Below are 25,454 nucleotides of genomic sequence, written 5' to 3' on the forward strand. Positions count from 1 at the left end.
GCGGTAGCCGCGCCTGCCGGGTCGCAAGATCAAGAACCCGTTACCCAATTCAAATTTTGAGGCAAAAATTTTATGGCAGCTAAAGAAGTCCGCTTCGGCGAAGACGTTCGCGCCCGCATGCTGAAGGGTGTCAACACCCTCGCCAATGCCGTCAAGGTCACCCTGGGCCCGAAGGGCCGCAACGTCGTGCTCGAGAAGAGCTTCGGCGCCCCGACCGTCACCAAGGACGGCGTCTCGGTCGCGAAGGAAATCGAACTCGCCGACAAGTACGAGAACATCGGCGCGCAGATCGTGAAGGAAGCCGCCTCGAAGACCTCCGACGTGGCCGGTGACGGCACCACGACCGCGACCGTCCTCGCCCAGGCGTTCATCCAGGAAGGCCTCAAGGCCGTGGCCGCGGGCATCAACCCGATGGACCTCAAGCGCGGTATCGACCAGGCCGTCATCGCCGCGGTCGGCGAGCTGAAGAAGCTCTCCAACCCCACTGCCGACGACAAGGCCATCGCCCAGGTCGGCACCATCTCGGCCAACTCCGATGCGAACATCGGCGACATCATCGCCACGGCGATGGGCAAGGTCGGCAAGGAAGGCGTGATCACGGTCGAGGAAGGCTCGGGCCTCGAGAACGAGCTGGACGTCGTCGAAGGCATGCAGTTCGACCGCGGCTACCTCTCGCCGTACTTCATCAACAACCAGCAGTCGCAGCAGGTTGAACTGGACGACCCGTTCATCCTCATCCACGACAAGAAGATCTCCAACGTCCGTGAGCTGCTGCCGGTGCTCGAAGCCGTCGCCAAGGCCGCCAAGCCGCTGCTGATCGTGGCCGAGGAAGTCGAGGGCGAAGCTCTTGCCACCCTCGTCGTCAACACCATCCGCGGTATCGTCAAGGTCGCCGCCGTCAAGGCGCCGGGCTTCGGCGATCGTCGCAAGGCCATCCTGGAAGACATCGCCAACCTCACGGGCGGCACGGTCATCTCCGAGGAAGTGGGTCTGGCGCTCGACAAGGCCACCATCACCGATCTGGGCCGCGCCAAGCGCGTCGTGATCACCAAGGAAAACACCACGATCATCGACGGTGCCGGCGATGCCGAAGGCATCCAGTCGCGCATCAAGCAGATCAAGGCGCAGATCGAAGAGACCTCGTCGGACTACGACCGTGAGAAGCTGCAGGAGCGCGTGGCCAAGCTGGCCGGTGGCGTTGCCGTCATCAAGGTCGGTGCCGCGACGGAAGTCGAGATGAAGGAAAAGAAGGCCCGCGTCGAAGACGCCCTGCACGCCACGCGCGCAGCCGTCGAAGAAGGTGTGGTCCCGGGCGGCGGCGTCGCGCTGATCCGTGCACTGAAGGCGCTGGAAGGCCTGAAGGGCAAGAACACCGACCAGGACCTCGGCATCGCGATCACGCGTCGCACGCTGGAAGCACCGCTGCGCGCCATCGTCACCAACGCCGGTGAAGAAGCGTCGGTCATCGTCAACCAGGTCAAGGCCGGCGAAGGCAACTTCGGCTACAACGCCGCGACCGGCGAGTTCGGCGACATGATCGCCTTCGGCATCCTGGATCCGACCAAGGTGACCCGTTCGGCCCTGCAGTTCGCGGCCTCGGTCGCCGGCTCGATCATCACGACCGAAGCGGCCGTAACCGAAGTGCCGAAGAAGGACGACGGCGGCGGCCACGGTGGCCCGGGCGGCGGCATGGGCGGCATGGGTGGTATGGACTTCTAAGTCCCGCCTTGCATCTTGTTCCACGAAGGCCCCGCGCAAGCGGGGCCTTTTTTATGCGCCGAGCAAATGCGTCTACCGATCAACCGGTTGCTGTGCGCATGGCCTTAAACGCCTGGCGATCGGGGTTGCGACCCGCGGCGTGGAAGGCTTATCTGGGCGCCCATCCCGCGCGCAGGAGCGCCAGCCATGGCAAGGAAAGCCCGGTACTCGTTGTTCATCGTTTTGTCGTTGTGCGTCGCCTGTGCACGGCAACCATCCCGTCCACCGCATGCGCAGCCCGTGGGCGCGGAAGTGGCCGCCGCGCTCAATGCCCGCTATGACGACGTGCCGTCAGCCTGTGACGGCGGCCAACGGGCCGCGTACTTCTGCAGTGGCGTGCTGATACGCAATGCGGCGCTGGGGGCGAGCTATCACTTCTGGAATCCTCGCCCCGACGACGCGTACTACGGCGTGTCGTTCAGTTACTTTCGCCGCGACGTCGGTTCGCGTGAGCTGTTCGGCCAGACGGCGGGGTTCATCGTTGCCCCCGCGGATCGCTGGAGCGAGAACGGTGGCTACGTGTGGCAGATGAAGTGCTCGTTCCCGTACGACGCCGTTACAAGCCTGGAACGAGGTGCCTACGGATGCGGCGCCAGCGCGGAATACCCGGTGGACAGCCGCCCCTGCGCCGAGCAAGGCATCGTCACCACGCAAGCCTTCGCACAGCACTATCTCTCCGTGGCGCCCGAGCCGGAGAATCCGCCCGATGCGTTCCGTCGCCGGGCGTTGCATCAGTGCTCGTTCGGCGTGGATGCCTTCTCGTTCGAGCTGAGTATCCTTGCCCGCCAGGGCGGTCGACTGGAGATCCGATCCAGGCGCTACATGGAACTGATGATCGCGGAGTGGCCGCAGGACATTCCGGCCCGGCTGCCGATCGAGGCCGTCTTCTACGCGGCGGAGCGTGGGGCCGCCGGTGTCGAGGAAGCGCGTAAGGGTCAGCGCGATTTCGCATCAGCGACGGGGCGTGTACTACCCATCGTGAGACTGGATGGCAACGACGCGGCTCCCCCTTTCAGTTATAGGGAGGACGACCAGGCCCCCGATGTGCGCCACCGCTGATACGTCGGCAATTGGCCGGGTACGGGCGGTGGCGCAAGGGGCCCTGTCGCGCAACGGGCTCAGTACGAGATCGTGGCCGAGGTCGCCGTGGTGCTCAGGCCGTAATTGCATTGGGGATTGATGCCGGAGGTATTGCTTCCCCGCCACGGCGGCGAGGCGACGCGCGTGTTGTTGCGGTCGTACACCTGGATATTCCGGAACGTGATGGGGCCGCCGGGGTACTCGCCGCAGGTGGAGACGTTGTAGACCTCCAGCACGCCGCCGAAGACCCAGGTCAGGTCGGCATACGGGTTGGTGGTCAGCGAACTGGTCTTGCCGGTGGTGGTGTTGCGCGAGTCGATCTTCCACGTGGAGCACGACTGGCCCGCCGCGCAGGTGGAGTAGGTATCGCCCACCACGGTATCGCCGACGCTCGCGGGGATCGGATCGCTATGGAAGGTGGTGCCGTCGACACAGCAGTTCCAACTGGCCAGGGTCCATGCCTTGTCGTTGTAGCCGTTCCAGCCCAGCACGGGCTGGAGGATGGACTTCACCGTGGGCAGCTGTTCCAGGCCCGGGAAGAAATAGATGACCTGGTCGTCTTTTGTCGTGGGGGCGCTCGGCACCGTCCATGTGGCGACGATACGGCCGATCGGCGTGCTGCTGGTGTAGTTCGCCGACTGTACCCAGCCACTCTGTTCCGGTGGCGGGGTCGCCGCGCTGCGCAGCGTGCGCCGACCGTCGGCTTCGATGCGTTCGCCCTGCAAGGTGTAATTGGCCTTGCCGCAGGTAGCCGCCTTTTCCATGGTGCCCGAGGCGCGTCGGATCATGCCGTTCGTCTGTAGTTCGTCCCCGGCATGCACGGTGGCCACGCAATCGGGAGAGAAATAACCGTTGGGCGTGACGACGTAATCGTCGGGAATACCGGCCGGTTTGGCGTTGCCCGGCATCGTGCCGACGCGAGTGAGTCGGGCGACCGATGTGGACGGCGACGTATCCGTCGCGCTGGCGACCGATGCAAGGGAGAACATGACGGCGACCATGCCTGCGCGCGCCACGACCTTGCCGATGGAAGCGAACCTTTTCATGCGTACGACTCCTGCGTTGAAAGGGCGTCGTCCCTGTGCCGTCGACCAACGGTGATCGGCGCGCGTCCCCCCGGCTCCCGCACCGCGCTGGGTGCATGACCAAGCTATCGATGCGATGACAGGTGTTTTGTGACGCAGCACACCGGATAGCCGGCATGGATCGGCAATCGGGCTGTAAATTCGGCACACATCCGCAATATGTTGCGAAGGTGGATTATTGCCCCGCGCCGGCTCCCGCGGCTGGCTCGGCCTCGCCCGGTTGACGGACGATCGCACCCGTCGCGTCCGGTGGCGTGTAGCTGGCCACCAAGGGGTCGAGCTTGCGCTTCATCCGGAGCATCGCGATGTTCTTCATCGACGTGTCGGTGAACGTCTGTCCGGCATCTTCCGGGGCCTCTTTCGCATCCGGTGCGTGGGTCAGCGACGCCAGCTGCTGGCCCACGACCTGGGTGAGGGCGAAATAGGGGTCGTCGTGTATGCCGGCCTGCTCGAGCAGCTTGCCGGGAAGCATCCATGCCGCCAGGTCGGCCTTGACAGGCGCCGGACCGTCGCCATGCGCATCGATCAGCACATAGGGCACCGTTTGCGTCAGCATCGTGTCGCCGTTGACGAAGCCGGCCTTGTCGTAGGTTTCGACCAGGGCGGGTAGGTGGTCGCCGTAGAACAGCAGCAGCGTGGGGCGCTCACGTTGCTTGAGCAGCGCCGCGAGGCGCCCCAGTTCCGCGTCGGCGTGACGCATGTGATAGATATAGTTGCGCAGTTGCAGTTTGGCGTCGTCGCTTATGCCGTCAGGCACGGAGATGGCATCGCGTTCCTTCGTGTCGATGTTCACCGATGCGTCGTAAGGGCCGTGGGCTTCCATGCTGATGGCGAAGACGAAGCGCGGCGGGCCGGCATCCTTCAACTGGCTCATGATCTCGTCGGTCATCGCGCTGTCGGCCATGTATTGGCCGTCCTTGCGAAAGTCCTTAGGGAAATCCGGCTGCGATACGAAACGGTCGAAGCCCAGCGACTTGAACGCCGCGGTGCGGTTCCAGAAGCCGGCATCGTTGCCGTGCACGGCGACGGTCTCGTAGCCATGCGAGCGCAGGACGCGGACCATGCCCGGCATGACACCGGCCTGCATCTGCAGGTAAGGAAACTGCATGGTCGGGAAGTAGCGCAGCGACAGCCCCGTCAGTACCTCGAACTCCGTGCGGATGGTGCCGCCGCCGAACGTGGGTACGTGCAGTTGCCCTGTGCTGGCGTGCTGGGCCAGGCGGTGCAGGTTCGGCGCGAAGTCCTCGTGCTCGATGCCGCGAATGACGGCGGGATCGAAGAAGGACTCGCTCTGGATCACCACGATGTCCGGCGTCTGGCGTGCATTCGTCGCGGCGCTGGTCATGTGCTGGCGCAGCTGCGCATCGGTGGCCGCGAGGAACTGCTGTGCCTCGGCCGGATCGGCCTTCTGCTTCTTGCCGGCGTTCTGCAGGCGGAACTGCATGAGCGTGGTGACCACGCCGTTGTATCCGGCGTTGGAGGCGGCCGACCAGGGCTGCATGCCCAGACGGTCCTTGTTGTACATCGCCGACCAGGCCGGCACCCCGGCGGCCAGCGTGCCGATCAGCGCGAACAGGGCCAGTCCGGAAACCAGCCTGCGGCCGTGGGTGCGCCTTGCGAACAGTGGCGGCTCTACGCGGGCGACCAGGGCGATCAGCGCGACGACGCCGAGAATGGCCAGGTAGGGCAGCGGGCTGGCGGGCAGGTAACCGCCGAGCAGGTGCAGGCCGCCGTTCTTCAGCTGGCCGACCATGCGGAAGTCAGCCGGGAGCAGGGGCGAGCCCAGGTTCTTCATCTTGATCGCGCTGACCGCCAGGACCGCACCCTGCACCAGGAAGGCGATGCCGAAGGACAACCAGGCGCGACGGGTGAGCACCAGCAGCAGCGAGGCCAACAGCAGCCCCGGCAGCGCGTTGGCGAACAGGTGCCAGGGGCGCTCCGCCCATGCGCTGCTGGCGACGCCAGGGTTGCCGTCGAGAAAGCCCGTGTAGAGGACGAACGCGACCGCCAGGCACAGCGGCAGGGCGACCCGTCCGGCGATGTCACGCCCATGTGATGAAAGGAGAGTCATAGCGTCCTCGTATCGCGCCCCCGTCGTGAGGGGATCGGGACTGTAACGTAATGGACATGAACCGGTTGTCAGGCGGTCATCGAAATGTCATGACAAAAAAGGTCATGATTCGCAAGAAAAACCTCAGTTTTGCGAACCCGGCCGCGACGGGTCCGCCTCGGGCACAATGACCATCCCATGAATACTTCCACGCCAGTGCCACGCGAAAGTCCCGAACTCCGCGCCCTCATCGACCATCGCTATGCGGACGTCATGGCGGCATGCCGCGCGGCGCGCGTGCCGCTGCATGACGACGCCGGCGTAGCCGAGCGCATCCGCCGCACGTTGCTGGCCTCGGATTTCGCGTTCGATGTGCTGCGTCGCCAGCCTGAACTGCTATCCCCGGCCGGCCTCGAGCGCCTTCGCGGCAATCCGGATGCCAGCACCCGCGCCGCCTCGCTCGACCTGCCGGCCGACGAGGAACACTGCATGGCGATGCTGCGGCGGTTCCGGCATGCCGAGGCGTTGCGCATCGTGTTCCGCGACGTCAATGGCCTGGACGATGTCGACGACACCCTGGCCTCCACCAGCGCGCTCTACGAAACGTTGTTGTCGGCTGCGCTGCGCTGGTCCGAGCAGTCGCTGCACGCACGTTACGGTCGCCCGCGCGACCCGGCGGGCGTGGAGCAGCGCATGGTGGTGGTGGGTTTCGGCAAGCTGGGTGGCAACGAACTGAATTTCTCATCCGACATCGATCTGGTGTTGGCCTATGCCTCCGGTGGCGAGACCGACGGCGCGCGTCCCCTCGACAACGGCGAGTACTTCATCCGCGAGACACGCCAGCTGGTGCGCCTGCTCGCCGAACCCACCGTGGACGGCATCTGCGCCCGTGTCGACCTGCGCCTGCGCCCATTCGGCAACGCGGGGCGCCTGGCGCTACCGTTCGCCGCGATGGAGCAGTACTACCAGCGCGAGGGCCGCGACTGGGAGCGCTACGCCTGGATCAAGGCGCGTCCCGTGGCCGGCGATCGTGTCGCCGGGCGCGAGCTACAGGACATGCTGCGGCCGTTCGTGTATCGGCGTTACCTCGATTACACGGCATTCGCCGGCTTGCGCGAGATGAAGTCGCTGATCGACGCGGAAGTCGCGCGCAAGGATCTGGCCGGCAACCTCAAGCTGGGGCCGGGCGGTATCCGCGAAATCGAATTCGTGGTGCAGCTCACCCAGATGATCCGTGGCGGGCGCGATCCCGCCTTGCGCGTGCGCGGGCTGCTGCCCGCCTTGCGTGCCTGCGAGGCGAAGGGTTACATCCCGGCAGCGCGGGCGAAGCTGTTGCGCGAGGCCTACCTGTTCCTGCGCCTGCTGGAAAACCGCGTGCAGATGCTGCGCGACGCCCAGACCCACGATATTCCCGACGACGAGTTATCTCGCGAACGGCTTGCGCTGGGCATGGATTACCCCTCGTGGAACGCGCTGGCTGAGGTGCTGGCCGGCCATCGCGACGCGGTATCCGCCGAGTTTGCCGCCGTGCTGGTGCCGGAGGCCGGCGGCAAGGCGGTGGCGCCCGCCGCCGACGTCGAGTTATGGAGTGCCGCGAGAGACGAATCGCTGGTGGGGGCTACCCTGGAGGCATCGGGTTTTCGTCCGGGCCACGATGTGGCCGCGGAGCTGGTGAAGCTGCCGCGCGCCGCGTCGGTGCGATCGATGTCGGCACGCTCGTCCGAGCGGCTGGAGCGGTTGATGCCGCAGCTGATCGGTGCGGCCCGGGGCAGCGCCTCGCCAGCGGCCAGCCTGCTGCGCATGCTGCGTCTCGTGCAGGCCGTGGCGCGACGTTCGTCCTACCTGGCGCTGCTTGATGAGCAACCCAGCGCGCGTCGCCGCGTGGCCCATGTTTTCGCCGATAGCGCGTTCCTTGCCGAGCGTGTCATCGCGCAACCGCTGCTGCTCGACGATGTGCTCGATCCGCGCATCGACCAGTTGCCGCTGAAGCGCGCGGACATCTCGGCGGAGATGGCCCGTTCGCTCGGCACGCTGGACGAGCGCGACGCGGAGCACGAGCTGGAGCGCATCAACGAGTTCCGCTCCAGTATCGCGTTCCGGCTGGGCCTGGCGTTCAACGACGGCCGGGCGGACGCGACAGCCACCGCGCGGCGCCTGGCCGGCCTGGCGGAGGCCGTGGTCGCGGCCGTGCTCGCCCTGGCCACGCGGGAGCTGACCGCGCAGCACGGGCGTCTTCCCGGTGAGGGCAGTGGCTTCGCGGTGCTGGGCTACGGCAGCCTTGGCGGCGAAGAACTGGGCTTTGCCTCCGACCTCGACCTGGTGTTCGTCTACGACGGCAAGCGCGCCAATGCGATGAGCGACGGACCGCGCCCGGTCGACGGCACGCGCTGGTACCAGCGACTGGCCCAGCGGGTCATGCACTGGCTAAGCGCGCAGACCCACGCGGGCAAGCTCTACGACGTGGATACGCGCCTGCGGCCGGACGGCTCCAAGGGCCTGCTCGTGGCCAGCGTGGATGCCTTCGAGGCCTACCAGCGCGACCGTGCGTGGACCTGGGAGCACCAGGCGCTGCTGCGTGCCCGGCCGGTGGCGGGGGATGCGCGCGTCGGTGGCCTGCTGGCCGAGATCCGCCGGGACATCCTCGCCACGCCGCGTGACGCCGCGCGCGTCCTCGCGGAGGTGAACGCGATGCGCGCCCGCTGGCGTGGCGAGCGCGATCGTTCCGACGCCGGCCATGTCGATCTCAAGCAGGGCGGCGGTGCCTTGATCGACATCGAGTTCATCCTGCAGGGCATGGTGCTGGCGCATGCCGCCACGTGCCCCGCCATCCTGGATACGCCGGCCAGCAGCCCGCTGATCGACGTGCTGCGCGAGCAAGGGCTGCTGAGCCAGGCGCAGGCCGATACGCTGCATGTCGCGCATGCCGACCTGCTCCAGGCCGGCCTCGCCTGCACGCTGGACCTCCGGCCGCGCATCGCCACGCGCACGCCCTCGCTGGATCGGGTGCTCGCCGGGGTCACCCAGGTGGCGGGCGAGCTCGGTTTCGCCTTCGCCGCCACCGACGCGGCGCCCCGTCAGGCTGTCTGAAGCCGGTGGCCGGCGTTATGCTGTGCGGCCGTCCACGGACCGATACCCCGATGAACCGACTGCCGCTGCTGATCGACACCGACCCCGGCGTGGACGACGCGCTGGCCATCCTGATGGCCCATGCGCACACCGACGTCACCGCCCTGACGGTTGCCGCCGGTAACGTCGGCCTGGGGCACACGGTGCGCAACGCCTGCACCCTCGTGGAGCTGATCGGCGCGACCACGCCGGTGTTCGCCGGTTGCCCGTCGCCGCTGGTGCGCGCGCCCGACGAGGACGCCGCGTTCGTGCACGGCGCGGACGGCTTCGGCGATGTCGGCTTCGCCGAGCCGGCGCACACGGCGCATGCCGAGCACGCGGCCCTCGCCCTGATCCGCCTGACCCGCGAGCGCCCGGGCGAGCTGACCCTGGTGGCCCTGGGACCGTTGACCAACCTGGCCCTGGCCGTGCGGCTCGATCCCTCGTTTCCCGCACGCGTCAAGCGCCTGGTCGTCATGGGCGGCGCGGTCACGGGGCACGGCAACACCGGCCGGATACCCGCCGAGTTCAACATCGGCTTCGATCCGGAAGCCGCGCACGTCGTCTTCGAGGCGTTCGAGGGTTTCGATCTGGTCGACTGGGAGGCCACGGTCCGCCATGCCTTCCCCGACGAGGTCTACGACCGCTGGATAGCGGCGGGCGACCACCGCGCCGCCTTCTTCGAGAAGATCTTCGGCACGGCGCGCCGCTTCAACGCCGCCCACGAGCGCACGGGTTTCATCGCCGCCGACGCGCTGGCCATGGCCGTGGCGCTGGACCCCGCGATGATCGTCCGCGCGGAAACCCGCCATGTCGCCATCGAACTGGACGGGCGGCTGACCCGTGGCGCCACCGTGGTGGACTGGCAGGCTCGACTGGGTGGGCGCCCCAACGCCCGGGTGGTGCTGGAAGTGGACCACGATCGCTTCGGCGAGTTGATCGTCGGCGCGCTGGGCGTCGCGCCGGTCGCGTCCACCTAGGTTTCCTGGGCCGCCGGTTGCGAAGGCCCCGGGTGCGGGCTACAATGCCGCTCTTTTCACCCCGCTATTTCTCAGGTTCAAGCCATGAAAGAGAACATCCATCCGAAGTACCAGCCGGTGGTCTTCCAGGACCTTTCCTCCGATTTCGCGTTCCTGACGCGTTCGACGATGTCCTCCAAGGACACCGTCAAGTGGGAAGACGGTAACGAATACCCGGTGATCAAGCTCGATATCTCGAGCCATTCGCACCCGTTCTACACCGGTAAGCAGAAGACGCTGGACGTCGGCGGTCGCGTCGACAAGTTCCGTCAGCGCTACGGCAAGAAGTAAGAAGCGCATCATCCGCGCGCCGCCTGCGGGGTGGCGTGTCGCGAGGATAAAAAGACACGGGGCAGGCCCACGGCTTGCCCCGTGTCTTTTTGCGTGCACGGTTTACACGTCGGGCTAACGGACGTTAGAAGGGCCTCTGTGTGATAATGGGGAACTTCGGTCGCGGGTTGCGACCGGTACGGCGCCTTCCCCAGGGGGTCGTTATCCCAACCATGGCTACGTCGCTTTCCCGCGGGAAGGCGGCGGGAACAAAGCACAGAGGAGCTCGCCGTGTCCGACGCCAAAACCGTCAAATTGGTCGATGAATCCAACAAGCCCGTGAGCGAACTGCCGGTCATCGGCGGCACGCTCGGCGCCGAGTGCGTCGACATCGGCACGCTGTACAAGGACACCGGTTACTTCACCTACGATCCGGGTTACGGCAGCACCGCCAGCACCAAGAGCGCCATCACCTATATCGATGGCGACAAGGGCGTGCTGCTGTACCGCGGCTACCCGATCGAACAGCTGGCCGAGAAGTCCACGTTCCTCGAGACCTCCTACCTGCTGCTCAACGGCGAACTGCCGAACAAGACCGAGTACGCCGCGTTCGAGCACGACATCACGCATCACTCGATGATGCACGAGAACCTCAAGTTCTTCCTGCGCGGCTTCAACCACGACGCGCACCCGATGGCCATGCTGGCCGGTTCCATCGCTTCGCTGTCGGCGTTCTATCACGACAAGCTCGATGTCGATAACCCGGAAGACCGCAAGCTCGCCGCCGTCCGCCTGATCGCCAAGATGCCGACCATCTCGGCCGCCATCTATCGTCACTCGATCGGCTGGCCGACGCGTTACCCGCGCAACAACCTCGAATACGTCACCCGCTTCCTGCACATGATGTTCGAAGTGCCCAGCGAGCCGCTCGAACTGAACCCGGTGGTCGCCAAGGCGCTCGACCTGCTGTTCATCCTGCACGCCGACCACGAGCAGAACGCGTCGACCTCCACGGTTCGCCTGGTGGGTTCCACCGGTGCCAATCCGTACGCGTCGATCGCCGCGGGCATCACGGCACTGTGGGGTCCGGCACACGGCGGCGCCAACGAGGCCGTGCTCAAGCAGCTCGAGGAAATCGGCTCCGCCGACAAGGTCGAGACCGCGGTCAAGCGCGCGAAGGACAAGAACGATTCCTTCCGCCTCATGGGCTTCGGCCACCGCGTCTACAAGAACTTCGATCCGCGCGCCAAGATCATCCGCGAGATGTGCCACAAGGTGCTCGAGGAACTCGGCGTCAACGATCCGCTGCTCGATGTGGCCATGAAGCTGGAAGAAGCCGCGCTGAAGGACGACTACTTCGTGGAGCGCAAGCTTTATCCGAACGTCGACTTCTACTCCGGCATCATCTACAAGGCGCTGGGCATCCCCACCGAGATGTTCACCGTGATGTTCGCCATCGCGCGCACCTCCGGCTGGATCGCCCACTGGATCGAACAGCACGAAACCCCGGGCGCGCGCATCGGCCGCCCCCGCCAGATCTACACTGGCGCCGACGTTCGCGACTACATCCCGAACGACAAACGCTAAAAAAGGGGCCCGCAAATGCGGGCCTTTTTTTAGCGCGGTAGGAGCGCACGCACGTGCGCGAACCCTCAGACCCCATCGTGCGAATGAAGCCTGACTTCCGCATGTGCAGGCGTTTCCGTGAGCCCGGTCGGAGATGCGGTTGCTTCGTTCGGCGCTTGGAAACGCCTTTATTTATGCAACGGGCGGCTTCACTCGGAGTAGCAACGTTTGGGGTTCGCGCACATCGTGCGCTCCTACATGTGCAGGCGTTTCCGTGAGCCCGGTCGGAGATGCGTTTGCTTCGTTCGGCGCTTGGAAACGCCTTTATTTATGCGAAGGGCGGTTTCATTCGGAGCAGCAACGTTTGGGGTTCGCGCACGTCGTGCGCTCCTACCCGGCTAGCAGGGCCTCGACCATCGAGACGGTGGCGCGGCGCATGGGGCGTTCGTCCACGCGGTCGAGCGGGGCCTGGCGCAGGGCGTCCATGGGCAGCACGGTGAGGTCGAAGGGGATGCCGTCCGCGCCGAACAGCAGCACGGGGTGTTCGCTCTGCGTGTCGTTGGACCAGCGCAGCCGGCGTGTCTGGGTTTCCAGTGGAATGCCTTGTTCCTGCAGGAACAGGACCGGTGCCTCGGGATCGTCGCTGAAGAGATGCAGGCAGACGGCCGAGTGGTCGTCGGCGGTGCCTTCCAGCACGGCGCCGACCAGTCGCGCATCGAAGCCGCGCAGGAAGCGCATCGCCTCGATCGCCGCCTCGCGACGTGCCCGCAGCGCCTGCGGCTGCGTGTCGGCCTGGAACAGGCGCTGGTGTTCGCGCAGCGCGTCCTCGATCTCGTGGTTGCGCGGCAAGGCCTGGGTATCGACGATGCCCAGCCGCTCCGCGGCCTTCAGCTTCGCGTGGTGGAAGTCACGGATGCCATGCTCGCTCATCAGGCGGGCCGCCTCCTGGGCGACCAGGACGCGATGCCGCTGCGCCCGGTCCTGGGCATGGATCTTGTGGTGTTCGCCTCGTGCCATGACTCACCCCCGTGTGGTGTGTATGCGTACGTTTGCCGTCAGAAGATGTCGTAGGCGTGGTCCTGCTGTTCCTCTTCCTGCTTCTGTGCGGCCTGCTCGCGCAGACGGTCGACATCTTCCACCTTCATGACTTCGCTCATGCCGCCCGGCGAGGGCAGGCCGGAGCCGGGATCGATCTGCACCGTGGCGATGCCCGGGGGCATGGCCAGCGTATGTGACGGCTTGTCCTTCAACACCGCGCCCATGTAATCCATCCAGATGGGCAGGGCCGCCTTGGCACCGAACTCGCCGCGACCCAGCGAACTGAAGTCGTCGAAGCCGACCCACACGGCCGTGGAGATGTCGCCGTTGAAACCGACGAACCAGGCGTCGCGGTGATCGTTGGTGGAACCGGTCTTGCCTGCCAGGTCGTCGCGACCGAGCGCACGTGCCGCCGAGCCGGTACCGCGCTTGATCACGTCCTGCATCAGCGAGGTGATCAGGTAGTCGTTGCGCACGTCGATCACATGCGGCGCCAGCTTCGGCGCCTGCGCCGTGTTGTCGTGGGCGTCGGCAGGCAGCACGGCATCGCCGGTACCGACACCAGCCGCGGAACTGCTGGCGGCGGGCTTGGCCGGGATCAGCGCCGTAGATGCCTGGGTGGGCGGGCCGGCCGGCGTGGGGTTCAGCATGCGCTCCTGGCACTCGGCACAGGCGCGTTCTGGGTTGGCCACGTAGACCGGCTTGCCGTCGCGGTCGTCGATCCGCGAGATGAAATACGGCGTGATGAGGTAGCCGCCGTTGGCGAACACCGCGTAACCGCGTGCCATGCTCATTGGCGACACGGAGGCCGTGCCCAGGGCTAGCGACAGGTTCTGCGGCAGGGCGTCCGGCGTGAAGCCGAAGCGGGTCATGTAATCGCGGGCGAAGCGGATGCCGATGGCATCCAGCAGGCGCACCGAGACCAGGTTCTTCGACTGGACCAGGGCTTCGCGCAGGCGCATCGGGCCGGCGAACTTGCCGTCGTCGTTGGCCGGCGTCCACATGCCGTCGGGACGCGACGGGTCGGGGAAGGCCACCGGGGCATCGTTGACGATGGAGGCGGGAGTGAAGCCGCGCTCGAATGCCGCCGAATACAGATAAGGCTTGAAGCTGGAGCCCGGCTGGCGGGCGGCCATGACGGCGCGGTTGAACTTCGAGCGGACGAAGCTGAAGCCGCCGACCAGCGCACGGACAGCGCCGTCTTCGGGGTCGAGCGAGACCAGGGCGGCCTGCACGGCGGGGATCTGGGTCAGGCGCCAGGGGCCCTTGGACGGTTCCGGACGGGCCTCAGTGCTCACCTTGGCGGTGTCCGACGCGCTGGCGGTCTCGGAGAGGTCGTCCTTCTCGCTGCGGATCAGGCGGACGATGTCGCCCCGCTTGAGCACGCTGTCCACCCGGGTCGGCGCGGCGCCCGCACGGCCTTCGTTGACGTAGGGACGGGCCCAGGCGATCGATTCCAGGCTGATGGTTGCGGTCTCCTTCGCGGACAGGTACACCGTGGCCTCCTTCGCGCCCGTGGCCGTCACGATGCCCGGCATCATGCCGGCCACGCTCGTGTAACCGGCGAGAACGCGGTCGTACTCCTCGGGGCCAGCCTGGGCCGCCAGTTCTTCGTGGCCTTCCGGGCCGCGGTAACCGTGGCGGCGATCGTAGGCGGACAGGCGCCCGCGCAGGGCATCGTTGGCCGCCGCCTGGCTGTCGCTGGGCACCGTGGTGCGCACGACGTAACCCTCGGTGAGGGCGTCGTTGCCCAGTTTCTCCAGCACCTGCTGGCGGACCATCTCGGCCAGGTAGGGGGCGTCCACCTCGATCTGCTGCTCGTGCGGGAAGGCGTCGTTAGGCTCCTTCACGGCCTCGTCGTACTCCGCCTTGGTGATGAAGCGGTTGGAGAGCATCTGGCCGAGCACCCAGTTCCGGCGGTTGACCAGGCGGGTGGGGTTGTTCAGCGGGTTGACCACCGAGGGCAGCTGGAAGGTGGACGCCAGCGACGCGCACTCGGCCACGGTCAGCTGGTCCAGTGTCTTGCCGTAGTAATACGAGGCCGCGGCGGCCAGCCCGTAGGACCGGTGCCCGAGGAACATCTTGTTGATGTACAGCTCGAGGATCTGGTCCTTGGTCAGCTCGTTCTCCATGCGCAGGGCGATGAACACCTCCGTCAGCTTGCGGGAGTAGAGCTTCTCGGGGCTGAGGAAGAAGTTGCGGGCCACCTGCTGGGTGATCGTCGAGCCGCCCGGGCCCTTGTCGCCACCGGAGAGGATCACGTGGATGCCGGCGCGGGCGATGCCGTGCCAATCGACGCCGGGATGGCTGTAGAAGTCGCCGTCCTCGGCCGATAAGACGGCATTCTTGAGGCGAGCCGGCACGTCGGCGATATGCACCGGGATGCGGCGGGTCTCACCGAAGGAAGCGATCAGGCGTCCATCCGAGCTCAATACTCGTAAGGGAACCTGCATGTGGTAATCACGGAGCACCGCCACGGAGGGAAGGCGCGGCGCCAGGAGCCAGTAGGCGACGCCGATGGCGCCTACCACGAAAAGGATGCCGGCCAGGGCGAGATACAGCCCGATGCGCAGCAGACGCTTGAGAATTCGCATGGAAGAGAGGGTTCACCGGCGTGAGGGTCGTGGCGGAGTATAGAGCTTCGCCGGGAGGTGGGGCGGTCGCCCCGGGTTCGACGCAAGGTGAGGGGTTTTCGCTAACCCAGTGACGCTATTTGTGAATTAGTGCCGGCAAGGGCCAAAACAGGCCGTTGCCAATCCGTTAAGATTTCGATCTAATGCCATCGCGCCGAAGACCAATTCCGACAAGGCGCGGGGAAGGGGGAAACGTGGGGCTCTTTACACCCAAAGCGGCGCCGCTCATCGGTGTCGATATCAGTTCGACCGCGGTAAAGCTGCTACAACTCAGTCAGGCCGGTGGGCGTTACCGCGTCGAGCATTATGCTGTCGAGCCGTTGCCGCCCAACGCCGTTGTCGAAAAGAACATAGTCGAGGTCGAGGCGGTGGGCGAAGCCATTCGCCGCGCCCTGGCCCGCTCCGGCTCCAAGCTCAAGCACGCGGCCGCCGCCGTGGCGGGCTCGGCCGTGATCACCCGTATCATCCCCATGTCGGCCGATCTGTCCGAGGACGACCTCGAAGGGCAGATCCAGGTCGAGGCCAACCAGTACATTCCCTACCCGATCGAGGAAGTCAGCCTCGATTTCGAGGTGATGGGCCCGGTCCGCGACAATCCCGAGATGAACAACGTGCTCCTGGCGGCGTCCCGCACCGAGAACGTCGATATGCGCATCGCCGCGCTCGACCTGGGCGGACTGACCGCCCGCGTGGTCGACGTCGAGGCCTTCGCCATGGAGAACGCCTTCGGCATGGTCGCCGACCAGCTCGCGGTGTCGCGCGATGCCCTGGTGGCCGTCGTCGATATCGGCGCCACCATGACCACCCTGGCCGTGCTGAAGAACCAGCGCACCATCTACTCGCGTGAGCAGGTGTTCGGCGGCAAGCAGCTGACCGACGAGATCATGCGTCGCTACGGGCTGTCCTACGAGGAAGCCGGTCGGGCCAAGCGCAAGGGTGGCCTGCCCGAGTCGTACGAGATGGAAGCGCTGGAGCCGTTCAAGGAATCGCTGGTGCAGCAGGTCAGCCGCCTGCTGCAGTTCTTCTTCGCGGGCAGCGAATACAGCCGCGTGGACCAGGTGGTGCTGGCCGGCGGCTGCGCTTCGATCGACGGCATCACCGAATTGCTCGAACAGCAGCTGGGCGTGCCCTGCGTCGTCGCCAATCCACTGGCGCGCATGGCCCTGTCCAACCGCGTGCAGGCCCAGACCCTGGCCCAGGACGCCCCCGCGCTGATGATCGCCGTCGGCCTCGCCATGAGGAGCTTCGACTGATGGCACGGATCAACCTACTTCCCTGGCGCGCCGAACGCCGCAAGCAGCGCGAGCGCGAGTTCTACATCCAGCTCGGCCTGGCCTTCGGTGCCGCCCTGGTCGTGCTGATCGGCTGGTCGCTGTGGATGGATGCCCGCATCGACAACCAGGCCGAGCGGAACACCTACCTGACCGGCGAGATCAAGCAGCTCGACGACCGCATCGAGAAGATCAAGGACCTGGAAAAGGTCCGGGCCGACCTGCTCCAGCGCAAGCAGATCATCGAGGAGCTGCAGGCCAACCGTTCGCAGATGGTCCACCTGTTCGACGAACTGGTGAAGACCATCCCCGCGTCCGCGCGCCTGTCCGGCATGAAGCAGTCCGGCGATTCGATGTCGCTGGACGGCGTGGCGCAGTCCAACTCCAGCGTGGCCGAATACATGCGCAACGTGGAAGCGTCGCCGTGGATGGGCCATGCGGACCTGCGCAAGACCGAAAACACCCATGACGCGTCGCGCATGCCGTATTCGTTCGGCCTCGACGTGCACCTGAAGACCCCGGGTGACACCGCCCAGGACGGCGCGCCGGCGGGCACCGCCACGGTGGCCGTCCCGACCGCCGCCGTACCCGCACCGCTGGTCCGGGCCGCCACGGCCGTCACCGCTGCGCCGGCGGCGACCGCCCCATCGGCTACCGCACCGGCGCCCGCGAAGGCCGCCACCACGACGATGTCGCCGGCGACCATCCCGCCGGCCGCGGCCGCTCCGGCAGGAGTCAAGCCATGAAGTTCTTCGACGATCTGCGCAACCTCGACCGGCACAACGTCGGCGGCTGGCCGAAGCCCATCAAGACGTTCTTCACCGGCCTGGTGTTCGTCGTGGTGATGCTGGGCGGCTGGTATTTCCAGATCAGCAGCCAGCAGGACGACCTGGCCTCCGCCGAATCGCAGGAAGAAACCCTCAAGGGCCAGTTCTCGCAGAAGCAGGCCAAGTCGGCCAACCTCGAGGCCCTGGAGCAGCAGCTGTCCGACATGCAGGACATGCTGCGCACCCTGCTGCGCCAGCTGCCCAGCAAGACGGAGATGCCCGAACTGCTGATCGACATCTCGCAGACGGCACTGGCCGCGGGCATCGAGACGGAGCTGTTCCAGCCCGGTCCGGAAACGCCCAAGGACTTCTACGCCGAGAAGCCGATCACGCTGCGCATGGTGGGAACCTACCACCAGTTCGGCACCTTCATCAGCGGTGTGGCCTCGCTGCCCCGCGTCGTGATTCTGACGCTGCACGACGTGTCGCTCAGCCCGAAGGCCGGTGACGCGAAGAATCCGGGCAACGGCCAGCTGGTGCTGCAGGGCACAGTGAAGACCTATCGCTACCTCGAGGACGACGAGACCCCGCAGGCGAAATCCAAGCTGCAGAAGGCGACGCCGTGATGAAACGCCATGACGCCTTGACCCGCCCGCTGGCGATCGCCCTGTTCGGCGCTCTCTCGCTGGCCGGCTGCACCAAGGGCACGTCCGACCTGCGCGAGTGGGTGGATGCCGAGAAACACAAGAAGGGCGAGCCGATCCCGGCGCTGCCCGTGATCCGCACCTTCGAAACCTTCGCGTACCAGGACCAGGGCGCGCGCGATCCGTTCAGCCCCAGCACGGCGGAGATGGACAGCAACGTCGCCAGCGGTCCGCGCCCGGACGAAAACAGGCCGAAGGAACCGCTGGAGATGTTCGGCCTCGACAGCCTGAAGATGGTTGGCACGGTTGGTGCTGGTGCCAGCCTGGAGGCGCTCGTGAAGGACCCCGGTGGCGTGATCCATCGGGTCCATCGCAACGAATACATGGGTCAGGCCTACGGTCGCATCACGTCCGTGGGTGAGGATCGGATCGATCTGGTCGAACTGGTGCCGAATGGCTCGGGCGGCTGGATGGAGCGCCCGGCAAGCATCGCGGTCGGCGAAAAATAAGAACTCGGGGATGACGCACATGACGACCAAACTGAATCATCCGCCGGGCAGCGCGCGTCACCGCGCGCGCCGATGGATCCTCGGCACCGCGCTGGCCATGGCGGGTGCCTTCGCCGGCACCGCCTCGGCGCAGAACACGTTGCAGAACGTGAGCTACGACGCGCAGCCGGGCGGCCGCATCGAACTGCGGCTGGCCTTCTCGGAGCAGGCGCCGACGCCCAAGGTCTTCACGACCAACAATCCACCGCGCATCGCCATCGACCTGCCGGGCACCACCAACGCCTACAGCACCCGTCACCTCGACATCGGCAAGGGCTCGACCCAGGGCGTGTCGGTGATCTCCGCGGCCGGCAAGACCCGCGTCACGGTGGAACTGTTCCGCGAGTCGGCCTACCGCACCCGTGTGGAAGGCAAGACGCTTTTCGTCACCGTGAACAACGGTCCGACCGGCGCCACGACCACCACCGCCACCGTGAGCGACCCGACCAAGGCGCTGCCTTCCAGCGCCGGCTCGCCGGTGTCCAACATCGATTTCCGTCGTGGCCAGAATGGCGAAGGCCGCGTCATGGTGACGCTGGGCGGCACCGGCACCACGCCGGAAATGCGCCGCGAGGGCGACCACGTGATCGTCAGCCTGGCCGGCTCGTCGCTGCCGCCGAAGCTGGCCCAGCGCCTGGACGTGCTCGACTTCGCCACCCCGGTGCAGTCGATCGAGTCCAAGGCGTCGCCGGGCGGCGCCCGTCTCGACATCCGCACCAAGGGCGACGTGGACGTGTCGGCCTACCAGAGCGGTGCCGACTACGTGGTCGAGGTGGCCCCGAAGAAGGCCGCCGCGCCCACCGGCAAGGCCGCCAAGGGTCAGGACCCGACGTATTCGGGTTCCCGCCTGACGTTCAACTTCCAGGACATCCCCGTGCGCTCGGCCCTCCAGCTGATCGCCGACGAGGCCAAGCTCAACCTGGTCGCCTCCGACACCGTGGGCGGCAGCGTCACGCTGCGTCTTGTCAACACGCCGTGGGACCAGGCGCTGGACGTGATCCTGCGTGCCAAGGGCCTGGACAAGCGTCGTAGTGGCAACGTCATCTGGATCGCCCCGCAGGCCGAACTGGCCAGTTACGAGCAGAGCCTCGCCGATGCCCGCCAGAAGGCGCAGGATTCCGCGGAGCTGGTCTCCGACTACATCCCGATCAGCTACGGCAAGGCCGAGGACATCGCCAAGCTGCTGACCCAGGGCAGCATGACCAGCACCGGCGGCGGCGCGTCCACCAGCGGCTCGCGCGGTTTCCTCTCCGGTCGCGGCAGCGTGTCGTTCGACGACCGCACCAACACGTTGCTGATCAACGATACGCCGGACAAGATCCGCGACCTGCGCGAGCTGATCGGCACGCTCGACCGCCCGGTCCAGCAGGTGCTGATCGAGTCGCGCATCGTCGTAGCCACCGATACCTTTACCCGCGATCTTGGCGTGCGCTGGGGGGTGCAGGCGTTCAACCACAATAACGCCAACCAGGTCGTCGGCACGTCGCCTGACCTCAGCAGCGGCGGCACCGGCACTACCGCCGGTGGCGCTGGCGGCCTCGTCACCAGTGTCCGCAACAGTGACGTAAATTACGGCAACGCGGTCAATCAGTACAATGCCAACGGCGGTACGGGCACGCTGCCGGTCCGCGATCCGTACACGCTGCCGGGCGGCTACAACGTCAACCTGCCGGTGTCCAACCCGGCGGGCAGCATCGGCCTGGCGATCCTGGGTGCCAACTACCTGGTGGACCTGGAGCTTTCAGCCGCGCAGACCGAAGGCCGCAGCGAGCTGATCTCCAGCCCGCGCGTGATCACGGCCAACCAGCAGGAGGCGATCATCAAGCAGGGCCAGCAGATCGGCTACGTGACCTACCAGGCCTCCAGCTCGGGTGGTGGCGCGCAGAACGCCACCGTGCAGTTCAAGGATGCCGTGCTCGAGCTGCGCGTGACCCCGACGATCACCGCCGACAGCCGCGTGTACCTCAAGATCAACGTCAAGAAGGATGCGCTGGCCCAGTTCGTCACCAGTCCGGGCGGCGGTTCGGTGCCGCAGATCGACACCCGCGAGATCAACACCTCGGTGCTGGTCGACAACGGCCAGACCGTGGTCCTGGGTGGCATCTACGAGATCACCAAGACCAACACCACGAACAAGGTGCCCGGCCTCGGCGACATACCGGGCCTGGGCGCGCTGTTCCGTCGCACCAGTCGCGGTAACAACAAGGCGGAGCTGCTGATCTTCGTGACGCCGCGCATCCTGTCCGATACGTTGCAGTAACCGCGACTCACGTATTCATCAAGAGGCGAAGGATTGCATTCGCCTCTTTTTGTTTTGCACGGTAGGAATGTGCAGGCAGTCACACGGCCCCAAAGTATTGCGGCGTATTGTCAGCGGGCCCTCAATGCCGAGGGCGATAAGGATCGTCAACGCGAGAGGATACGTCTGATGAGATTTTCGGGAACATGGATCAACCTTTGTTTGGCATGCGCACTAGGCTTCGTTGCGCTTCAACCTGCGCATGCCAGCACCTCTGAGGAGACGGTCGGTGCGTCTGCTATCACGCAGGCTGCGGCCATCACGCAGTGCAGCAATCAAGCGCTTCCGGCCGGCTACGTTGTCGTGGCCTCGGATGTCAATGGCGCATGCCCCGGAGCAGGGGTCTATCGCTGGTCTCTCTCGCCGGCGTCCAACGGCATCCAGGCATGTTTCGGCTCTGGCTATCCGGCACCCTACTTCATTACCGGCATCAATACCGTTAGTTCGATCTGTGCGGGGTTTCAGGGCGCCATGACGCTCAGGTTAGCCGCCAACAACCTCGCAGTGTGCTCTCCTAGCGTCATATGGAGCCCTTACGTCATCACGGCGAATGCTCTGACGACGGGTCAATGCGGTGGCTATGGCATCTCCACCATTGCGCAGGCATCGGAAGGTCTGGGCATGTGCAGCAACAGTTCCGCGCCCGCCGGCTGGACGGCGAGTGCCGGCGTTCAAGCGAGCCAGTGCCAGCCGTATCTTTTGCAGACGCTCCATCGGGTGGCGGCGTTCGCACCGGGCCTCGATCAGGCTCCGCGTTATGTCCCGCAGGGCAATACCGCGGTAATGACCTCGACCGGGTCCTAGTCCTACCCAGTGACCTCCCTGTGGCCCAGTCGGGTGACGAGGCTGCTCCGGGCCACAGGGATTAAACTTACCGGGCTGACTGTGGTCTCATCGGTCTTCCACCCGATACGAGATCCACCGATGTCCGAGACGCCGAACGCCACGACCCCGCTCCAGGAGGCTTTCCTCCGCCTGCGTGAGGAACTGACCCGCGGCATCATCGGGCAGCCCCACCTGGTGGAGTGCCTGCTGATCGCCTTGCTGGCCGACGGCCACCTGCTGGTGGAAGGCGCGCCCGGCCTCGCCAAGACCACGGCCATCAAGGCCCTGGCCACCCGCGTGGAAGCGGACTTCCACCGTATCCAGTTCACGCCCGACCTGCTGCCGGCCGACCTCACGGGCACGGACATCTTCCGCCCGCAGACCGGCAGCTTCGAGTTCGAGCGGGGGCCGCTGTTCCACAACATCGTGCTGGCCGACGAGATCAACCGCGCGCCGGCCAAGGTGCAGTCGGCCCTGCTCGAGGCGATGGCCGAACGACAGATCACCATCGGCCGCCGCACGTGGCCGCTACCGGACCTGTTCATGGTCATGGCCACGCAGAACCCGATCGAGCAGGAGGGCACGTTCGCGCTGCCCGAGGCCCAGCTGGATCGTTTCCTGATGCACGTGACCATCGGCTACCCGGACGCCGAAGCCGAGCTGGCCATCCTGCGGCTGGCGCGCCAGCAGGCCCGCGAGGCGATGCATCCCGTGCCGCCACCGGCCTACCTGTTGCAGCCCGCGGATGTGTTCGCCGCGCGTGACGCGGTGCTCGCCGTGCACATGGCCGCGCCGCTGGAGCTCTACATCACCCAGCTGGTGGTCGCCACGCGCGAGGCCGGTAAATACGGTCCGGAACTGGCGCGCTGGATCGCCTGGGGCGCCAGCCCCCGCGCCACCATCGCGCTGGATCGCTGCGCCCGCGCGCACGCGTGGCTGGCCGGTCGCGACTTCGTCGTACCCGAAGACATCCACGCCATCGCCCACGAGGTGCTGCGCCACCGCGTGCTGCCCAGCTACGAAGCCGAGGCGGAAGGCGTGCGCACCGATGCCGTGATCGATCGCCTGCTGGACCTCGTGCCGCTGCCGTGACCGCCGTCCCTGCCGTTGCCGATGGGCGCGTCCACGTGTCGCTGCCCGAACTGATCGCGTTGCGCTCCAGCGTGGCGCGCGCCCCGGCGCCCCAGGTCGTCTCGCGTGCGCCGCGCAGCGGGCAGCGTCCTGCGCGGCTGCACGGCCGTGGCATGGATTACGCGGAGTCGCGTGTCTACCAGGCCGGCGACGATGTTCGCCGCATGGACTGGCGCCTGACCGCACGCAGCGGCGTGGCGCATACGAAATTGTTCCAGGAAGAGCGCGAAGGACGCCTGCTCGTGTTGCTCGACATGAATGCCAGCATGCGTTTCGGCACGCGTACCCGCTTCAAGTCGGTGCAGGCCGCGCGTGCCGCCGCGATCGCCGCGTGGTACGCGATGCGCGGCTCGGAACGCGTCGGCGTGCTCGCCTTCGGTGGCCAGCGCCAGCTCGTCCGGCCGCAGGGCGGTCCACGTGGTGCGCTGACGGTGCTCGGTGCCATCGCCGGGTGGGATGCGCTTCCGCCGGACGCCGACGAACCGCTTTCGGGTGCCCTGCAACGCGCCGGTCGCCTCATGCACGGCGCGTCCCGGGTGCTGCTTGTCAGCGATGGTTTCGCCGTCGATGACGCGGCACGGGGGCGCATGCTCGGGCTGATCGGCAAGGCGGAGGTGTCGGTGCTGGGCGTGGCCGATGCGCTGGAACTGGCCGAGCCGCCGGCCGGCCGCTATCCGATCGCCTACCGCGGCACCCACTACGATCTGGCGCTGCAGGGCGACCGGCAACGTGCCGAGTTCGCGCGCGGACTCGGCGAGGGCCAGCGCAAGCTCACCGCGCTGGCAGGCGGGCTGGGCCTTCGCGTGCGTTCCATCGACACCAGCGAGGATCCCCTCGAGGCGATCGTCGCGTTGCTCGGCACGGGGAGGGCGCGTTGATGCCCGACCAGGGTCCGGTACTGCGCGACATCCACGTGCCGCACGTGTCCGCCTGGTGGCCGCTGGCGCCAGGCTGGTGGGTGCTGCTCGGCCTGCTGCTGGTTGCGCTGGCAGCAGGCGCGATCGTCTGGCGTCGCCGCCGTGCGTGGCGACGGCACGTGGACGCCACGCTCGACGAACTCCGCGAGGCCCGTGCACGGCATGACGCGGACGGCGATACCGCGCGCTTCGCCGCGGCGGTCAGTCAGTTGCTTCGTCGCGTTGCCCGCACGCGTGAGGCGCGTAGCGTCACGCTGCGTGGGGATGCATGGCGCGACGCGCTGGCGGCGATGGCGCCACACTGCGACGTGACTCGTCTTGTACAACTCGATACAGCGATCTACCAGCCGGCCGCGTCGCTCGACGTGCCGCTCGTGGCGCGCGACGCGGAAGCCTGGATCCGCGCGGTGATGCGTCGTCGTGCTTCGTCCGCCACACCGGGGAGGGCATCGCATGTTCCTGCCTGACTTCGCCTGGCCGTGGATGTTCCTCGCGCTGCCATTGCCTTGGCTGCTGCGTCGCGTGTTGCGGCCGGTTCGGCCCGCGCAGGCGCTGAACCTGCCGCAGCCCGGCCTGGCGCTGACGCAGGCCGCGTCGATGCGGGCCCCGTTCGCGTCCACGCTGCTGCTCGGGCTGGCCTGGCTGTGCCTGGTGACCGCCGCGGCGCGTCCGCAGCAGCTAGGCCCACCGGAACCGCAACAGCGCAGCGGTCGCGCAATGATGCTCGCCGTCGATCTTTCCGGAAGCATGTCGCTGGACGACATGCGCCTGGCCGGTCGCGCGGTCACGCGTTTCGCCGCCGTGGAGGCCATTGCCGGCGACTTCATCGACCGCCGCGCGGGCGATGAACTCGGGCTCATCCTGTTCGGCTCGCAAGCCTACCTGGTCACGCCGCTCACCTATGACCTCGATGCCGTGCGTGCGCAGTTGCACGGTGCCGTGGTCGGACTGCCGGGTCGCGAGACGGCGATCGGCGATGCCCTGGCCGTGGCCGTAAAACGACTGGCCAGCCTTCCGGAACAAGCGCGCGTGGTGGTGTTGCTCACCGACGGCGTGAACAACGCCGGGTCCATCGCCCCGCGCGAGGCGGCCCGTGCAGCGAAGGCGGCGGGCGTGCGCATCTACACCATCGGCATCGGTGCCACGGCGATGCGTGTCCCCGATTTCTTCGGTAGCCGCACGGTCAATCCGTCGGCCGATCTGGACGAAGGCATGCTCACCGATATCGCCAATCAGACCGGCGGTCGTTTCTTCCGCGCCACCGACACCGATGAAATCGCGCAGGCGTATCGTGCCATCGACGCCCTCGAGCCGTTGCCGCAACAAGGGGCCGCCCTGCGTCCGCATATCGAACTGTTTCGCTGGCCGTTGCTGCTGGCGCTGGGTCTGCTGATGGTCGGCGCCGCGCCGCGCTATCTGGGTGGGAGCGCACGTCGATGATTCCCTCG

General features: G+C 66.7%; 20 protein-coding genes. 16 read left to right on the top strand and 4 right to left on the bottom strand.

Annotation, left to right across the window (positions count from 1 at the left end; genetic code table 11):
• Nucleotides 1-72 precede the first annotated feature (72 nt).
• Both groL and AB8808_RS02575 read left to right on the top strand, forming a co-directional pair.
• The gene (groL, locus tag AB8808_RS02570) at nucleotides 73-1,719 is read left to right on the top strand and encodes a chaperonin GroEL (RefSeq protein WP_369926484.1); all 1,647 of its coding nucleotides are present in this window, start codon (nucleotides 73-75) and stop codon (nucleotides 1,717-1,719) included.
• Between the two features lie 186 nt (nucleotides 1,720-1,905).
• Nucleotides 1,906-2,817, top strand: a complete 912-nt coding sequence (locus AB8808_RS02575) for a hypothetical protein (RefSeq protein WP_369926485.1) — start codon at nucleotides 1,906-1,908, stop codon at nucleotides 2,815-2,817.
• A gap of 59 nt (nucleotides 2,818-2,876) precedes the next feature.
• Here AB8808_RS02575 and AB8808_RS02580 read toward each other — a convergent pair whose 3' ends face one another.
• Complete coding sequence (locus AB8808_RS02580; protein WP_369926487.1) at nucleotides 2,877-3,884, bottom strand: hypothetical protein; 1,008 nt, start codon at nucleotides 3,882-3,884, stop codon at nucleotides 2,877-2,879.
• A gap of 214 nt (nucleotides 3,885-4,098) precedes the next feature.
• Nucleotides 4,099-5,994 carry an LTA synthase family protein gene (locus AB8808_RS02585; protein WP_369926488.1) on the bottom strand — a complete coding sequence of 632 codons (1,896 nt, stop codon included), beginning with the start codon at nucleotides 5,992-5,994 and terminating at the stop codon, nucleotides 4,099-4,101.
• Between the two features lie 177 nt (nucleotides 5,995-6,171).
• Here AB8808_RS02585 and glnE point away from each other — a divergent pair, with 177 nt between their 5' ends.
• The 4 genes from glnE to AB8808_RS02605 all read left to right on the top strand — a co-directional run bounded on the left by glnE (nucleotide 6,172) and on the right by AB8808_RS02605 (nucleotide 11,954).
• Entirely contained in the window at nucleotides 6,172-9,060 is a 2,889-nt protein-coding gene (gene glnE / locus AB8808_RS02590) for a bifunctional [glutamate--ammonia ligase]-adenylyl-L-tyrosine phosphorylase/[glutamate--ammonia-ligase] adenylyltransferase (RefSeq protein WP_369926490.1), read from the top strand.
• Between the two features lie 50 nt (nucleotides 9,061-9,110).
• Nucleotides 9,111-10,058, top strand: coding sequence for a nucleoside hydrolase (locus AB8808_RS02595; RefSeq protein WP_369926492.1), 948 nt, complete (start codon nucleotides 9,111-9,113; stop codon nucleotides 10,056-10,058).
• A gap of 84 nt (nucleotides 10,059-10,142) precedes the next feature.
• Nucleotides 10,143-10,388: a type B 50S ribosomal protein L31 gene (locus AB8808_RS02600; protein ID WP_036137903.1), complete on the top strand. Its 246-nt coding sequence runs from the start codon at nucleotides 10,143-10,145 to the stop codon at nucleotides 10,386-10,388.
• Nucleotides 10,389-10,658: 270 nt separating this feature from the next.
• Entirely contained in the window at nucleotides 10,659-11,954 is a 1,296-nt protein-coding gene (locus AB8808_RS02605) for a citrate synthase (protein ID WP_369926494.1), read from the top strand.
• Between the two features lie 369 nt (nucleotides 11,955-12,323).
• Here AB8808_RS02605 and AB8808_RS02610 read toward each other — a convergent pair whose 3' ends face one another.
• Both AB8808_RS02610 and AB8808_RS02615 read right to left on the bottom strand, forming a co-directional pair.
• Nucleotides 12,324-12,950, bottom strand: a complete 627-nt coding sequence (locus tag AB8808_RS02610; RefSeq protein WP_369926496.1) for a hypothetical protein — start codon at nucleotides 12,948-12,950, stop codon at nucleotides 12,324-12,326.
• 38 nt (nucleotides 12,951-12,988) lie between these two features.
• Nucleotides 12,989-15,565 carry a penicillin-binding protein 1A gene (locus AB8808_RS02615; protein ID WP_369926497.1) on the bottom strand — a complete coding sequence of 859 codons (2,577 nt, stop codon included), beginning with the start codon at nucleotides 15,563-15,565 and terminating at the stop codon, nucleotides 12,989-12,991.
• Between the two features lie 233 nt (nucleotides 15,566-15,798).
• On the opposite strand from AB8808_RS02615, the gene AB8808_RS02620 reads away from it, so the two are divergent.
• From AB8808_RS02620 to AB8808_RS02665, 10 genes are all read left to right on the top strand, one after another.
• Nucleotides 15,799-16,857, top strand: a complete 1,059-nt coding sequence (locus tag AB8808_RS02620) for a pilus assembly protein PilM (RefSeq protein ID WP_369926499.1) — start codon at nucleotides 15,799-15,801, stop codon at nucleotides 16,855-16,857.
• Nucleotides 16,857-17,621 carry a PilN domain-containing protein gene (locus AB8808_RS02625; protein ID WP_369926501.1) on the top strand — a complete coding sequence of 255 codons (765 nt, stop codon included), beginning with the start codon at nucleotides 16,857-16,859 and terminating at the stop codon, nucleotides 17,619-17,621. The genes AB8808_RS02620 and AB8808_RS02625 overlap by 1 nt, the downstream gene beginning before the upstream one ends.
• Nucleotides 17,618-18,268 carry a type IV pilus inner membrane component PilO gene (locus AB8808_RS02630; protein WP_036137887.1) on the top strand — a complete coding sequence of 217 codons (651 nt, stop codon included), beginning with the start codon at nucleotides 17,618-17,620 and terminating at the stop codon, nucleotides 18,266-18,268. Before AB8808_RS02625 ends, AB8808_RS02630 begins: the two co-directional genes overlap by 4 nt.
• On the top strand, nucleotides 18,268-18,795 hold the full coding sequence (locus AB8808_RS02635; protein ID WP_369926503.1) for a pilus assembly protein PilP: 528 nt from the start codon (nucleotides 18,268-18,270) through the stop codon (nucleotides 18,793-18,795). Before AB8808_RS02630 ends, AB8808_RS02635 begins: the two co-directional genes overlap by 1 nt.
• Before the next feature lie 19 nt (nucleotides 18,796-18,814).
• On the top strand, nucleotides 18,815-21,094 hold the full coding sequence (locus AB8808_RS02640) for a type IV pilus secretin PilQ (protein ID WP_369926505.1): 2,280 nt from the start codon (nucleotides 18,815-18,817) through the stop codon (nucleotides 21,092-21,094).
• A gap of 168 nt (nucleotides 21,095-21,262) precedes the next feature.
• Nucleotides 21,263-21,937, top strand: a complete 675-nt coding sequence (locus tag AB8808_RS02645; protein ID WP_369926507.1) for a hypothetical protein — start codon at nucleotides 21,263-21,265, stop codon at nucleotides 21,935-21,937.
• Between the two features lie 120 nt (nucleotides 21,938-22,057).
• Nucleotides 22,058-23,050: an AAA family ATPase gene (locus AB8808_RS02650; RefSeq protein ID WP_369926509.1), complete on the top strand. Its 993-nt coding sequence runs from the start codon at nucleotides 22,058-22,060 to the stop codon at nucleotides 23,048-23,050.
• Complete coding sequence (locus tag AB8808_RS02655; RefSeq protein WP_369926511.1) at nucleotides 23,047-23,967, top strand: DUF58 domain-containing protein; 921 nt, start codon at nucleotides 23,047-23,049, stop codon at nucleotides 23,965-23,967. The genes AB8808_RS02650 and AB8808_RS02655 overlap by 4 nt, the downstream gene beginning before the upstream one ends.
• A complete protein-coding gene (locus AB8808_RS02660; protein WP_369926513.1) occupies nucleotides 23,967-24,473 on the top strand; it encodes a DUF4381 domain-containing protein in 507 nt (168 codons plus the stop codon). The genes AB8808_RS02655 and AB8808_RS02660 overlap by 1 nt, the downstream gene beginning before the upstream one ends.
• The gene (locus AB8808_RS02665) at nucleotides 24,466-25,446 is read left to right on the top strand and encodes a VWA domain-containing protein (RefSeq protein WP_369931319.1); all 981 of its coding nucleotides are present in this window, start codon (nucleotides 24,466-24,468) and stop codon (nucleotides 25,444-25,446) included. The genes AB8808_RS02660 and AB8808_RS02665 overlap by 8 nt, the downstream gene beginning before the upstream one ends.
• Nucleotides 25,447-25,454 lie beyond the last annotated feature (8 nt).

It is taken from the genome of Xanthomonas sp. NCPPB 2632, assembly GCF_041228075.2.
Lineage (GTDB): Bacteria > Pseudomonadota > Gammaproteobacteria > Xanthomonadales > Rhodanobacteraceae > Luteibacter.